Origin of the sequence: Rhodococcus sp. 11-3 (assembly GCF_023704055.1) — a bacterium.
GTDB lineage: Bacteria > Actinomycetota > Actinomycetes > Mycobacteriales > Mycobacteriaceae > Rhodococcus > Rhodococcus aetherivorans.
The window spans coordinates 4,923,501-4,936,648 of the sequence record NZ_CP080406.1; the positions used below are offsets into that span (position 1 = coordinate 4,923,501).

Below are 13,148 nucleotides of genomic sequence, written 5' to 3' on the forward strand. Positions count from 1 at the left end.
GCGAGCTGGGCCCCGAAGCAGTCGAGGCGTACCTCCCCCGAAGTCGATCTACCTGGGACCACGCGGGTGGGGATGCGGCATATCCGCGCCCACACCCGACGGCTCATCCCATCGAGGCATTTCCTTCGCCCGGAAGGCTGAGATCGCGGCCGAACAGTTCTTTTCCCTCATTCCGGTCGACATCATGATTCGACCACCAACTTGGGCCCGCCTCCCGCTGCGGAGGGGCACCTGAAAGCAAGGATCTGCACATGGATGTCATGGAGCACTCAGGGGCAATCCTCCCCGAGGACCGCTACAGCGCGAGCACTCTGCACGCGTTCCGGTCGCACGGTTACTGGCGCGACGAATGCCTGACCGAGCACATCGACCGCTGGGCGGAGACAGATCCGGATTTCGTCGCCGTCACCGACGGCTACGGCGTGCTCACCCGCAGCGAGCTTCGCGCGCAGGCGTACCGTCTCGCGGCGTCCCTGAGAAAACTCGGAGTCGCCCCTGGCGACCGGGTGCAGGTGCAGCTGCCGAACTGGAACGAATTCGTCGTCATCTATGTGGCCGTGGCCCGGATCGGCGCCGTTCTGGTGCCCACGATGCCGGTCTACCGACATGACGAGGTGCGCTACGTCCTCGAGCACTCCGGCGCCAAGATCTCCTTCGTCACCGAGGAATTCCGCAAGTTCCGCTATGCCGACATGTTGACCGAGGTACGCCGCGAGGTGACCGGACTCGAGCACGTCGTCGTCGTACGCGGGGCGGTAGGCGTTGGAGAGCTCGCGTTCGATTCGCTGATCGCCGGCGACCATGTGCCCGGTAACGACGAGCTCGGATCGCCACCGTCGGCGGATGCCGCCCACGCAATCATCTACACCTCCGGGACGGAATCACGCCCGAAAGGTTGCCAGCACACGTTCAACACCCTGTCCTTCACCGTCTACGGTCTCGGTCGCGAGGTGATGGGCTTGAATTCCGACGATGTGGTCTTCATGCCGTCCCCGGTGACGCATGCGACCGGGCTCGCCGTGGGAGTGGCGACACCGTTGATCCTCGGAAGCGGAATTCACCTTCTCGACGTGTGGGAGCCGCACGAGGGACTTCGACGTATCGCGGAGTACAGGACCACGGTCAGCATGGCTGCGACGCCGTTCCTCCAGATGGCGCTCGGGGCGATCGAGGCCGGCGCAGTTCACGACCTGAGCTCGATGCGACTCTGGGTGAGCGCCGGGGCCCCGATCCCCGAAACCCTACTGCGGAATTGGAAGGCGGCGCTCCCCGATTGCACCCTCCTTCCGGTGTACGGCAGCAGTGAGGGACTTCTGGTGACGGCCGTGCGCGTCGACGATCCCGTCGAGAAGGTGCTCTCCTCCGACGGGCGGGCTTTCGACGGTGTCGATCTCGAGATCCGCGACGGAGAGGGGACCGTCCTGCCGGCAGGCGAGGAAGGTCAGATCTTCTACGGAGGACCGGGCATCTTCCTCGGATACTGGCGTGATCCCGAGCGCACGGCCGCGGCGGTCGACGGCCGGGGATTCCTCGCGTCCGGTGATCTCGGCCGCGTCGACGCGGACGGCTATCTCCGGGTCACGGGACGAATCAAGGACCTCATCATCCGGGGAGGCATGAATATCTCGGCACGGGAGGTGGAGGAGCACCTCTTGGCACATCCGCGGATCATTGCGGCAGCGGCGGTGTCGATGCCTGACGCCCGCCTCGGCGAGAAGGTGTGCGCCTTCATCGTCGTCAACGGCTCCGCGCCGACTCTGGAGGAGGTGGCCGACTTCCTCCGGAACGAACGCAAGGCCATGATGCAGAAGATTCCGGAAAAGCTCGTGGTTGTGGATCAACTCCCTACCACCGCGACCGGAAAGATCCAGAAGTTCCTCCTCCGCAAACAGGCAGCCGAATCGGTTGCCGACGCCTGATCGGCTACCGCCGCCCGGGGCGGCTCATCGGGAGCCGACCTCGGACGGCAGGCCACGAAGGAGTCGTGCACTTCGAGATCGCTGGCCGCCGCGTATCTGCCCGTCAGCGAAAGGACTCGAGCTGCCTACCGCGAGCCTGTCATCTCGAGGTAGCGGTAGATGGCTTCGGACCGATTCATCGCGCCCAGTTTTCGGAGAATCTTCTTGACGTGTGTCTTCACCGTGAAGATGCTGATCACCAACTCCTCGGCGATGTCGGCGTTGGAGGCGCCCCGGACAACCAGTGCGAAGACCTCGCGTTCACGAGCAGTCAGAGAGCCGAGCACCGGGGTACCCAGGTCTTCGTTCAAGCCCCCCGCCGGCGCGACGGCCCACCGAGTGGAGTTCTCGTCGACGAAATGCACATCGGCATGCTCGAGAAGCTCGGCTTCCCTGGCCTCCTGCTGCAATCGTTGGACTATCAGATTCTTCTGTTCGCTGAGGCAATCGGCGAGCATCACCCGTTCGAACAGCGTTCCGGAACTTCGCGCGAATGCGCCAACCACATCTCGTACCACCGCATCCAACGCTTCACCGGTGGTGCGACTTCCGTGCACGAGCCCGATCACACCCGTCGACACGGTGATCGGAGCCACCACGTACGAGCTCGAGGCGAGCATCTGCGCAACCTCCGGGCTCGGTCCGATGTCGGCGTCCGATCCGGCGAGTACCGCCGACCGTGTCTCCCAGGCCCTGCCCTCGGCCGATTCGGAGGTGAGGGGTAGGGCGTGCGGCAACTGGAGTACCTCTTCCGTCCTTGCCACGCTGTAGAGTTCGAGCGCTGTCCACGTTCCGTTGTGTACCTCGGACAACAGTATTCGGTCGAGGTGGGCGGTGTGCGCCACTTCTCGGCAGATGAGTTTGCGGAGACCGGCGACCGACTCGGCTCCGCGAAGACGACGGATCGCGCCGGCGAAGTCGTGGGGAGAGAACACATGTTCCGGTCCGGAATGCTCCGCGCGGATTCGCCGGCGCAAGTCCTGGAGATCGACGATGAGTCGACCGAGTGCCCGTTGCCGCTCGGGGTCGAGTTCGGTAAGCACGGTGAACGCAGATTCGGTGGCTTCGTCCAGCAGTGTCACTCGAGTGTCGAGAGATTCCGACCGAGTCTTGCAGGTACGCGGGCCGACGCCGTAGGTGTTCCGGAGCTGGTCGAGGAGGGCGATGACGGCGTGTGACAATTCGCGGTCGACGGCGGCCCGGGCGGCTCTTTGCCCCTGAGATTTCTCCTTCATCGCTGTCGTCGAGCCTGGCCCGAGTAGAGAGCAGCCGCGGCAGCGCGCGTAGGTGCGTGCAGCTTCTTGAGTACCGCTTTCACGTGCGATTTCACGGTGCCCTCGGAAATGACCAGCGCTCGGGCGATCTGGCTGTTCGTTGCTCCGGTGGCGAGATGGGAGAGGATCTCGCGTTCCCGGAAGGTCAGTACCGAAGCCAGTTCGACCACATGGTGGTCGTCGGGCTTGCCATCGGCACCGTCCGCCGGACCTTCGGCACGGCGGGAGAGAATCGCGTCGGCCTTCGAGATCCGATCGAGCATGGCCTGAGTTGCGTCGAACGACTTCTCGATCCGTGCACGCTGTAGTTGTAATCGATGCTTGAGAACGGCCTGTTCGTAAATGATCGCCAGGATGGTTGCGAACGTGTCCAATCGGTCTCGATCACCCGGGTCGAGCGCATCGGTCGACCCAGGACGATCGGCATGGAGCAGCCCGATGACCTTTCCCCCGGACATGACCGGCGCAGCAACGTACGCCGACGTCCGGGACGCACTGACCATCTCCTTGTGTGTGCGGTTGTCATCGGCCGGGGCCGCAACCAGCGCCGGAACCCGTCGACGTACCAGCTCGGTTTCCAGAGGTGCCTCCACCAACGAGAGTTCGGCGGAGTCTACGTAGTCGGAGAAGTCCAGTGGGGAGCCGTCGAGTTCGGGCCGCAGATAGAGGCGGCGCGGCTGCCACCGAGTGCCCGACACCGCGGAAATCAACGAGCGTGCGAACGGCAACGCGGTGCAGACGGCCTCTGGAGCCGACTCGATGATCTCGCGCGGCGGAAGCTCCCGAAGTTGGAGTGCCGCGTCGTGCACCTCGACCACTTCGGCGACAGGACGAATCGCCTCGACCTTGGCGAACTCCTCCTCGAGGTGTTCGATGCGGACGAGAACTCGACACGCGTCCTCGATGTCCGTTCCGGTCACCCGTCCCTCGGTCAGCGCCCTGGCGAGTCGACGCCGTGCCATGGCCAGCGACACCGACAGGGCGGAAGAGGACAGGGCGGAAGAGCGCATGTCGCAGGATTGGTCGCCCAGCAGTTTGCCGGCCGTACAGAGGCACTCGGCGGCTCGCTCTACGAGATACGTGAAGTCATCCGACTCACCTTCGCATCGCATCCCGACCTCGTTGTCCACGGCACTCCCACCTCTTTGTGATTGAAATCACCGATCGATTGTACCTAGACCGAGGCCCTACAGTCCAATGGTATGACCTATCGAAGGAACTCCGGAGGACTTCCGCTGGATCAGCGGCCCACCCGGGCTCCGCCCACAGGAGCACGCTGCGCCGCATGTGCAGCACGATGTTGCCTCCTGTCCCACGTCATCCGAACGCTTTGGACTGTCCTTTACATTGGACTGTCCTTATGTTCTCATCGTGTGACGGAGACCACTCCTCGTGGTTCCGTGCGCAGCATCGCCGCCCCGACCACCGATATCAATCACAGGAGCTTCCATGAGCGCAGTCGGCACGACTGGGTTGCAGGCGCCCACGCGGCACTTGAATCGCTGGTGGTACGTCATCACCGGCTTTGTCACCCTGTTGTTCGGCACCAGCACGGTCAACGTTCTGTTCAACGTCCTCGGCAAGCCCATGACCGAGGAGTTCGGATGGGACCGCAGCGTCATCGCCAACGGCCTGTCCATCGAGACGGTGATGGTCGGAGTCAGCATCGTCATCCTCGGCTTCCTCATCGACCGCTACGGTCCGAGGATGCCCTCGGTACCGATGGCCTTGGCGTTCGGAATCGGCCTCATGCTGATGTCCGCACTTCCGAACAACGAAATGCTCTTCTTTGCCCTCTGCATCGTGATCGGTGCCGGCGCGGGCGCCGTGAATCCGGTGGCGCACTCCACCGTGGTCAGCGCGTGGTTCCAGGATCGCCGTGGCATGGCGCTGGGCGTCCTCATGGCCGGTCTCGGCGCCTGCGGGGTACTGATGCCCTATCTCGCGAACTGGGTGCTGGGCATGGGTGGCTGGCGCCTCGCCTTCCTCGTCATCGGCGCCGTGTGCACCGTCATCCCGGCGTCGGTCTACGCATTCGTCACCCGGATGCCCGCCGAACACGATGCCGAGCGCGCAGCCGCACGTCTGCAGGGCCGGATGGCCGGGGAGTCCCTCCTCACCGTGGCGCGGAAATACCGACAGTTCTGGCTGCTCTCCGTCGCGATCTTCGTGGTGTCCTCGGCCACCTTCGGTCTGATGTCACAGGTCGTGCCGATGACCACCGACAAGGGCATCAGCCAGGGGGCTGCCGTTTCCATCCTGTCCGTACTCAGCCTGGCGTCGATCTCCGCTCGTCTGCTCGTCGGCTACCTGCTCGACCGGTTCTACGCTCCAGTCATCGGCTCGATCATCTTCGCTTTGTGCGCAGTCGGAGTCTTCCTCATGATCACCTCGTCGGAGATCGGCCTGCTCTTCGTGGGTTCCGCGTTGATCGGCCTGGGTTTGGGATCCGAGGGCGACCTCGCCGCCTACATGGTGAGCCGATACTTCCCCAAGCACTCGTACGGTCGGGTGCTGGGATTCATCTACTTCCTCTACGCCCAGGGTGCGGCATTCGGCATCTTCCTGCTCGGACAGATCTACGGAGCCACCGGGTCGTATCGCGCCGGTGCCGTACCGATCATCGTGCTGGTCGGTATCGGGATCGCCTGCCTGCTCATGATGGGCTCCTACCGCTTCACCCTCGACCACAAACAGGTCGATGCTGTTGAAGAAGCCCGGGAGACGATGACATCGCCGGTTTCCACCTGATACCCCGCCGACCCGAAGGAGCACGATTAACGCCCCTCCTTCCCGAAGGCAGGAGATTCCCGACTCGGACCGCAACCGCACCACCACCACCACCACCCGGAGGGAGGTGATCCGTTTGACTCACGTCGTCGACACCGGTGTGGCCACGCTCCGCCACAACCAGAACCACCCTGGCAGCGTTCCGGTCCCGGCACGCGGTGTGCCCGCATGCTCGGCATCGGAAAATTCGTTCCTCGAGTCCGAGGGGTTGCTCGGCTCTCGCGAAACACCTCGCACACGTCATGGTCGTGTACGCGGGCCGCACCAACACCACCGCCGCACACCGTTTCCGGTGCCCGTGATGCGGCAGATCGAACCGCTCCTCGGTGGCCGTCGCGGTGCGGGCCACTCCCCAGTCGATCCCGACACCACTGTTCTCCTCGACCACCCGGATCGGCCCTGCCTCGCGGGTCACCACGAACGAGGCATACCAGTGCCCGAGGCAATCGCGGGTGATGCGCACACTCGACGGCTCCGACGGCAGTGCCCGCGACCACACCACCGGAACACGCACGCCTTTGGGCAACACCAACCGGCCGTCCCGGATCCGGAACCCGCGGCGGGTGTACTCGAGCGACGGCAGGGTCTTCTTCCGCGCCTTGAAGCGCGGCCGGCCCCGGCCCTTGACCGTGCACGAGGCGTCCAACGCCTGCGCGTAGGTGCGCAGCATCTGCTGCTGGGCGACCTGGGAACCGTCCCGCAACCACGACGAGCGGGCTCGGGCTTCGGTCAACTGCCTGCAAAGTGTCCCGAAACCCGGCTTGCGGCCCGTCGTGAACTGGTGGACGGCTTCGTTCCACAGGAACCGGCAGCGACGCCACTCCTCGATCAGGGCAGCGGCGGCGGTGGTGCCCGGCCGCAACCGGTAGTTGTAGCGCACCACCTCGACCCCCATGCCCGGCACGCCAACCGACCCCACCGACAGGTGTGCCCGACACCACCACTCCCCCGAAAGGAGGACGGCGCTTCCTCTCCCTCGTGAACGAGGGAGTATCCGCGCCGCACATCAGATGACCGACGGATTCCACGACGCCCTGGTAACCCGGGCCACCCCGGACATGCCGGAGAAATTCTTCGACCGGTTCATGTTCAACCTCCACCCGGACGGCAGCACCGCACCCTCGGTCGTCCTCGGCGCCGGGGTCTATCCGCCGCGGAACGTCGTGGACGGTTTCGTGGTGCTGACCACGACGGCCGAACAACGCAACCTCCGCTTCTCCACCGAGCACAACACCACCGACGCCGCGTCCGTCGGACCCCTGCGGTGGGAGACCGTCGAGGACAACACGACCTGGCGAATCCATCTCGACGAGAACAAGACCGGACTCGAACTAGACCTCCTCTGGCACGCCCGGGCACCCTACTGGCTCGGATCGGTGGAGGTGGCAAACACCGACGGAAACGTCACCTCGTTCGACCACCTCTTCCAGCCCGGCCGCTACGAAGGCACGCTCACGTTGGACGGCACCACGACCGACGTCACCGGTTGGTACGGACTGCGGGACCGCTCCCGCGGAGTACGCACCATGTCCGGAGGCCAGGGCCTGCACATCTGGTACCAGGCCCAGTTCCCGGACCGCACGTTCGGATTCCTCCTCGTCGAGGATCGAAACGGCGGACGGATCCTGCTGGAGGGCGCCGTCATGCACGACGACGGCCGACTCGACGACATCACCGACGTCCGGCACCACCTGGCGTTCACGGCAGGCAACGACCTGACCAGCGGCACCGTGGAGATCGTGACCGCCGCCGGCGCGACCTACCGCGTCGACGCCGACGCCTCGGCCGGCGGTGGATACATGGCCGGTGGCGGTTACGGCGGACACCACGGAAAGGTTCGCGGTCGCGACTTCGAAGAGTTCGACGTCTATCCCCTCGACGGGACGGCGGGACCGACGACTCTCGACTCCGCCCTGACGGACCGATGCTGCACGTTCGAGTGGAACGGGCAGACCGGATACGGCATTTTCGAATTCGCCCTGTCTCGGTCGTCGTCGTACGCCTACCGCCCCTCCTTGGCGTAACACGCCGAGCCCGTGACTACCCCTGCGCCTATCTGAGGGTGCAGGGGTAGCCCAGGGCCGAATCACGTTCAGACTCGATCTCGCATCCGCACTATGAGATCGGCAGGCCCGGCCATTCGGGTCTCCCTTCGCCTGTCGGTAGGTGATGGACACTCGACGAACTCACTGTGTCGCGGGCGCGGGGCGTGCCGCTCCTCTCTGCCACGACGAGGCCGCGTCGCTGCCGCGCCTCTCGTAGGGAACGAAGTCGGTCCCATACTTCTCCCGCATGATGATGATCTTCTGGATCTGTGCCGTACCGTCGGCGATCTCGACGGACATCACATCACGCAGGCGTTGCTCGAACGGAAGTTCCTGCGAGTAACCGTAGTTGCCGTGCAGGAGGAGACATTCCTTGACCGCTGCGCTCGCGACGAGCGGGCCGTACCACTTCGCCATCGCCGCCTCGATGGTGTGCGGCAGACCGAGAGTGCGTTTCTCGAGCGCCGCGTAGCAGATCATCCGCGCCGCCTCGACCTTGGTGAGGTGTTCGGCCATGGGAAACGACACGCCCTCGAACTTCGCCAGCGGAGCACCGAACGCCGTACGCCGGCGCACGTACTCGGCTGTCTCGTCGAGGGACGCCCGGGCCGCGCCGAGTCCGGTCAGTGCGAGCAGCGGCCGAGTGAAGTCGAACCCGTTCAGCACGCGGGAGAAGGCACGCCCTTCGAGGCCGATCAGGTTCTCCGGTGGCACCTCGACACCGTCCAGATGCAGCACCCCGCGACCGAGGATGCCCCATCCCGTATCCGGAACCGTCGACGTGGCAATGCCACGCGCATCGAGCGGCACCAGGAACGTCGACACGCCGGCATCCTTGCCGTCCCGGATCGTCCGTGCGGCGAGGATGATCGCTTCCGCGTCGGCGAGCATGGTCACCGACGTCTTCTCGCCGGAAATGGTGTACCCATCTGCGGTAGCTCGCGCGACGGTCTTGATGTTGGCGGCGTCGGATCCGGTCTCGGGTTCCGTCAAGCCGAACGCGACGTACGTTTCACCCGCCACCAGGCGCGGCAGCCACCTCTCGACGATCGTCTCGGATGCGTGGTCCCGGATCAACGTGCTCATCAGCATGACGGGAATCGTGATGTTGGCGACGTTGAAGTCCGCGTAGGCGAGTTCCTCGACGGCGACGCCGGCCGCAACGAAGTCCTCCCGCTCGAGAGGGTTGTATCCCTCCCCTGCGAGCAGGCCGTAGAGCCCCAGGCCGGCGATCTCGCGATGCAGATCCCACGGGAACGTGGAGGACTTCGCGCGCTCGAGATACCCGGGTGCCAGGCGTTTCGCCGCGTAATCCCGCACCGCGTCACGGATCCCGCGCGCATCGGAGTTCAGCAACTGGGTCAACGGGTGGTCCTTCCGCCGGTCACGGTTCGGTCCTCGGCCGCGGCGGACGTCGTCACGACACCAGATCGGCCGAGGACTGCTCGGCCGCGTCGCCGTCGGTCATCGGTGCCGCGATCAGCGTCCCGGCGGCGATCTGTTCCTGCACACGGAACTTCTGGATCTTGCCCGACGGGGTCATGGGAAGGGACCGGGTGAAGTACCACAGGGCGGGTGTCTTGTGTGCGGCGAGTCGTTCGCGGACCCAGGACTTCAGCTCGGCCGCGCTGGGGGGCGAGTCGGGGTCCTTCACCCGCACGACGGCGCCGATCTGTTCGCCCCATTTCTCGTCCGGCACACCGATGATCGCTACCTCGGCGACGTCGGGATGCCGGTAGAGCAGTTCCTCGATCTCGCGGGGATAGATGTTGAGGCCGCCCCGGATGATCATCTCCTTGAGACGACCGGTGATCTGGAGGAAGCCGCGGCTGTCCATCACACCCAGATCGCCCATGCGCAGCCATCCGTCCGCATCGATGGTGGCGGCGGTCTCGTCGGGCATGTCCGAGTACCCGAGCATCACCTGGTAGCCGCGACAGCAGACCTCGCCCTGCTCACCGGCGGGAACGATCTCGTCGGAGAACGGATCGACGATCTTGACCTCGAGCTCCGGCAGCGGCTGTCCCACCGTGGTCGCCTGGTCGACGACATCGTCCGTGATCCGCGTCTGGCTGATCACCCCGTGCATCTCGCTCTGGCCGAACAGGATCGTGAAGTTGCAGTGGAGGTCCTGGGTCACCCGTTCGACGAGCGCCTCGGGTACTGCCGCCGCGCCGGACATGACGGTGTGGATGCTCGACAGGTCACGCGTGTGCCGGTCCGGATGGTCGAGCAGGGCGATGAGCATCGTGGGCACCATCAACGAGTGGGTGCCCCGGTAGGTCTCGATCATTTCGAGCATCGCGGCCGGCTCGAAGGCCGGCAAGATCACGTAGGTTCCGTGGACGGCGAACGTGCCGAGCTCGGTGACGCCACCGCCCCCGATGTGGTACATCGGCATGGCGTTGACACAGACCAGCGGGTCCGTCCGGCCGGCCCGCTCGAATACGAACGCAGCCTCGTTGACAAGGCCTTTGTGGTGCAGCAGTGCGCCTTTCGGGAAGCCGGTGGTGCCCGAGGTGTACTGTAGTTGCACTGCGTCCGTCGGCGAGACGGCCGGGAACTGCGCGTTCGGATCGCCAGTACGCACGAACTCGGCCCACTCGCTGCCGGACACCACGGTGTGCAGTCCCGGAACAGTGGGCCGGACCTGGTCCAGAATCGCGGACAGATCCGCCCCGCGATAGGACTCGCGGAAGAACAGACCGGCTGCCTTGGACTGCCGCAGGATGTATTCGAGCTCATGTGCGCGATACGCCGGATTGATGCCGACCAGCACCATGCCTGCCATCGCGATCGCCTGGTGCAGGATCACCCAGTCGGCACTGTTGGGCGCCCACACCGCGATCCGATCGCCCGGGGAGAAGTGCGTGAGCAACGCGCGGGCGGTCGATTCGGTGTCGGCGAGCAACTGGCGGTAGGTCCATTTTCTCCGGTCCGCCGGGTCGGCAACGCCGTCGACGAGCGCGACGCGGTCGGGAGTGGTCGCGGCTACCTCCCGAAGAAGATCACTGAACGTGATGTCTCGAATGCCCGAGCTCGTGGACGCCGGCCAGTAGGACATCTGTAGCGACATGGCGTGTTCCTGCTTTCGGCTGTGCGGGATGAAGGAAGGGAAGGCTGCAGGGACCGATCGGCGCCCTGGACCGGGCCTCCCGAGATGTTGTCGCGGTCACACCCAACATAGTACCGATCAGATGCCTTCCGCTACATATCTGTCAAATATTTTGGGTCAGAGCCTCATCCGATTTCGCCCCCGAGACACGTGAAGCCGGCCAAGGTCCCCACCTCGACCGGCTTCTCGCTGCGGCAGCTATCCCGCGGAAATCCCCCCGTTCGGGCTGACCACCTGCCCGGTGATCCGCCGCGCCTGCGTACCGCAGAGGAACAGCACGAGGTCGGCGACATCGCCCGGCTCCGCCACCCCCAACGACGCCAGCCGACTCGCCTTCTCGAACAGCTTCGCACTGAAGGGCTCGGACATGACGCGATCGAAGCCGCCGGTATCGCGGATGAGCGACGGTGTCACGGAATTGACTCGGATGCCGTCCCTCTTGGCCTCCATTGCAAGGGTTTTGGAGAACATGACGATTGCTGCCATGGCCGCACCGATCACGCTCTCGCCCGGCGTCGGGTGCTTCGCCGCATCGGAGGCGATGTTCACAATCACCCCGCCGCGCTGCTGTCGCATCGCGGGCAGGACGGCTCGACACATGTTGATCGGGCCGAGAGCCTGGTTCAACAGCACCCCCGGGATGTCCTCGGGGTCCATCTCGTGGAACAGTCGCGGATTGAACGACCCTGTCGTGCTGTTGACGAGGATGTCGGCGGCACCCAGCGAATCCGCAAGTTCCGCCACAACCCGCACGGCCTCCCCCGGAACATTCACGTCGGCCGCAGCGAACAGACACCACACGCCAGGCGCGAGGGTCCGAATGTGCTGTGCCGCTTTCTCGCCACGTTCGACGTTGCGCCCGACCAGACCGATCCGCTGGGCGCCCGCACGCACGAACCGGCGCGCCACCTCGAGCCCGACACCACTCGTCCCCCCGACGATGTAGATCGTCGACTCGGCCGGTACCGGCACCCGGAACTCACTCGGTTCTCTCATCATCACTCGTTCCTCCGCAGCTCGAGCATCACCGGTCCGCCGGCATGCGCATGATTACCGTCCAGGACACCGTCGCAGCTCGCACAGTGCCGACCACCGCCCGAGCTCCGCGATGCCATGTTCGTCTCCGTCGCGGCATCACGCGCGGACAGAACCTTTCGGGCACCGCGATACTCGTCGCGCGCAAGCAGCCCCGCGCCGTAGGCCCCGGCGATCTGTGGCTGGTCGAGCACCTCGATCGGATGTCTCAACGCCTGCGATACATAGCGGATCGCAGCCGGGTTCTTGGCCACCCCGCCGGTCATCACCGCAGGTGTCGCCCTGCCGACCTGGCCGACCAGACCCAGGGTGCGCGCCGCGACGGCACGGTGCACGGACGCGGCGATGTCGGCCTTGTCCTGCCCCTGGGCGAGCAGGGAAATCACCTCGGTTTCGGCGAAGGTGGCACACATACTGCTGACCTCGAGGCCGTGCGCACCGGCGAGCGCGAGATCCCCTACCGCATCGATGTCGACCTCGAGCGCGCGGGCCAGGACATCGAAGAACCGACCCGTTCCGCTCGCGCAACGGTCGTTCATGGCGAAACGTTCCACCAGTCCGTCGTCGTCGACGATGATCGCCTTGCTGTCCTGGCCGCCGATGTCGATGACGAGCCGAACCCCCGGACGCAGGGCCGCCGCGCCGCGCGCATGGCAGGTGATCTCGGTGAAGGTGCGGTCGGCGCCCGGAACCAACCGGCGGCCGTACCCGGTGCTCACGGTCCGCCGAATGACCTCGCGTGGCACTCCCGCCGCGACCGAGGCGCCCTCGATCGCACGGGCGACTGCTTCACGGCTCACAGCGCCCATCTGCACGACATCCGTCCCGCACAACGCACCGTCCTGATCGACGACGGCAGCCTTCGCTGTCGTCGATCCCAGATCGACGCCCATAACGAACCACTTGTCGGTACTCATCGCACTCGTCTCTT

The 13,148-nt window shown here is 65.3% G+C and carries 9 protein-coding genes and 1 pseudogene; 3 read left to right on the plus strand and 7 right to left on the minus strand.

Going from position 1 to position 13,148, the window contains the following annotated elements; all coding sequences use genetic code 11:
• The first annotated feature begins 251 nt into the window (after window positions 1–251).
• Window positions 252–1,919 carry an AMP-binding protein gene (locus KZJ41_RS22675; protein ID WP_006941818.1) on the plus strand — a complete coding sequence of 556 codons (1,668 nt, stop codon included), beginning with the start codon at window positions 252–254 and terminating at the stop codon, window positions 1,917–1,919.
• A 125-nt stretch (window positions 1,920–2,044) separates the two neighbouring features.
• On the opposite strand, the gene KZJ41_RS22680 is transcribed toward KZJ41_RS22675, so the two are convergent.
• Both KZJ41_RS22680 and KZJ41_RS22685 read right to left on the minus strand, forming a co-directional pair.
• Window positions 2,045–3,040: a LuxR family transcriptional regulator gene (locus KZJ41_RS22680; RefSeq protein WP_231385945.1), complete on the minus strand. Its 996-nt coding sequence runs from the start codon at window positions 3,038–3,040 to the stop codon at window positions 2,045–2,047.
• A gap of 149 nt (window positions 3,041–3,189) precedes the next feature.
• Window positions 3,190–4,362 (minus strand): LuxR C-terminal-related transcriptional regulator, encoded by a 1,173-nt coding sequence (locus tag KZJ41_RS22685; protein WP_006941822.1) that lies wholly within the window; start codon window positions 4,360–4,362, stop codon window positions 3,190–3,192.
• A 319-nt stretch (window positions 4,363–4,681) separates the two neighbouring features.
• On the opposite strand from KZJ41_RS22685, the gene KZJ41_RS22690 reads away from it, so the two are divergent.
• Window positions 4,682–5,983: an MFS transporter gene (locus tag KZJ41_RS22690; protein WP_029545732.1), complete on the plus strand. Its 1,302-nt coding sequence runs from the start codon at window positions 4,682–4,684 to the stop codon at window positions 5,981–5,983.
• A 67-nt stretch (window positions 5,984–6,050) separates the two neighbouring features.
• On the opposite strand, the pseudogene KZJ41_RS22695 reads toward KZJ41_RS22690, so the two are convergent.
• Window positions 6,051–6,917, minus strand: a pseudogene (locus KZJ41_RS22695) (RNA-guided endonuclease InsQ/TnpB family protein); the annotation flags it as partial.
• A gap of 115 nt (window positions 6,918–7,032) precedes the next feature.
• Here KZJ41_RS22695 and KZJ41_RS22700 point away from each other — a divergent pair.
• Window positions 7,033–8,046, plus strand: coding sequence for a hypothetical protein (locus KZJ41_RS22700; protein ID WP_029545736.1), 1,014 nt, complete (start codon window positions 7,033–7,035; stop codon window positions 8,044–8,046).
• Between the two features lie 162 nt (window positions 8,047–8,208).
• Here KZJ41_RS22700 and KZJ41_RS22705 read toward each other — a convergent pair whose 3' ends face one another.
• The 4 genes from KZJ41_RS22705 to KZJ41_RS22720 all read right to left on the minus strand — a co-directional run bounded on the left by KZJ41_RS22705 (window position 8,209) and on the right by KZJ41_RS22720 (window position 13,134).
• Complete coding sequence (locus KZJ41_RS22705) at window positions 8,209–9,432, minus strand: acyl-CoA dehydrogenase family protein (protein WP_006934158.1); 1,224 nt, start codon at window positions 9,430–9,432, stop codon at window positions 8,209–8,211.
• A gap of 52 nt (window positions 9,433–9,484) precedes the next feature.
• Window positions 9,485–11,143, minus strand: coding sequence for an AMP-binding protein (locus KZJ41_RS22710; RefSeq protein WP_006934159.1), 1,659 nt, complete (start codon window positions 11,141–11,143; stop codon window positions 9,485–9,487).
• A 237-nt stretch (window positions 11,144–11,380) separates the two neighbouring features.
• Window positions 11,381–12,181, minus strand: coding sequence for an SDR family NAD(P)-dependent oxidoreductase (locus KZJ41_RS22715; RefSeq protein WP_006934160.1), 801 nt, complete (start codon window positions 12,179–12,181; stop codon window positions 11,381–11,383).
• The gene (locus tag KZJ41_RS22720; protein ID WP_006934162.1) at window positions 12,181–13,134 is read right to left on the minus strand and encodes an acyl-CoA dehydratase activase; all 954 of its coding nucleotides are present in this window, start codon (window positions 13,132–13,134) and stop codon (window positions 12,181–12,183) included. Before KZJ41_RS22720 ends, KZJ41_RS22715 begins: the two co-directional genes overlap by 1 nt.
• Between the last annotated feature and the right edge of the window lie 14 nt (window positions 13,135–13,148).

Excerpts from the sequence above, each read along its gene's own strand:
- KZJ41_RS22690 (WP_029545732.1), top strand. The coding sequence starts at position 4,682 with ATGAGCGCAGTCGGCACGACTGGGTTGCAGGCGCCCACGCGGCACTTG.
- KZJ41_RS22675 (WP_006941818.1), top strand. The coding sequence starts at position 252 with ATGGATGTCATGGAGCACTCAGGGGCAATCCTCCCCGAGGACCGCTAC.
- KZJ41_RS22715 (WP_006934160.1), bottom strand. The coding sequence starts at position 12,181 with ATGATGAGAGAACCGAGTGAGTTCCGGGTGCCGGTACCGGCCGAGTCG.
- KZJ41_RS22700 (WP_029545736.1), top strand. The coding sequence starts at position 7,033 with ATGACCGACGGATTCCACGACGCCCTGGTAACCCGGGCCACCCCGGAC.
- KZJ41_RS22720 (WP_006934162.1), bottom strand. The coding sequence starts at position 13,134 with ATGAGTACCGACAAGTGGTTCGTTATGGGCGTCGATCTGGGATCGACG.
- KZJ41_RS22710 (WP_006934159.1), bottom strand. The coding sequence starts at position 11,143 with ATGTCGCTACAGATGTCCTACTGGCCGGCGTCCACGAGCTCGGGCATT.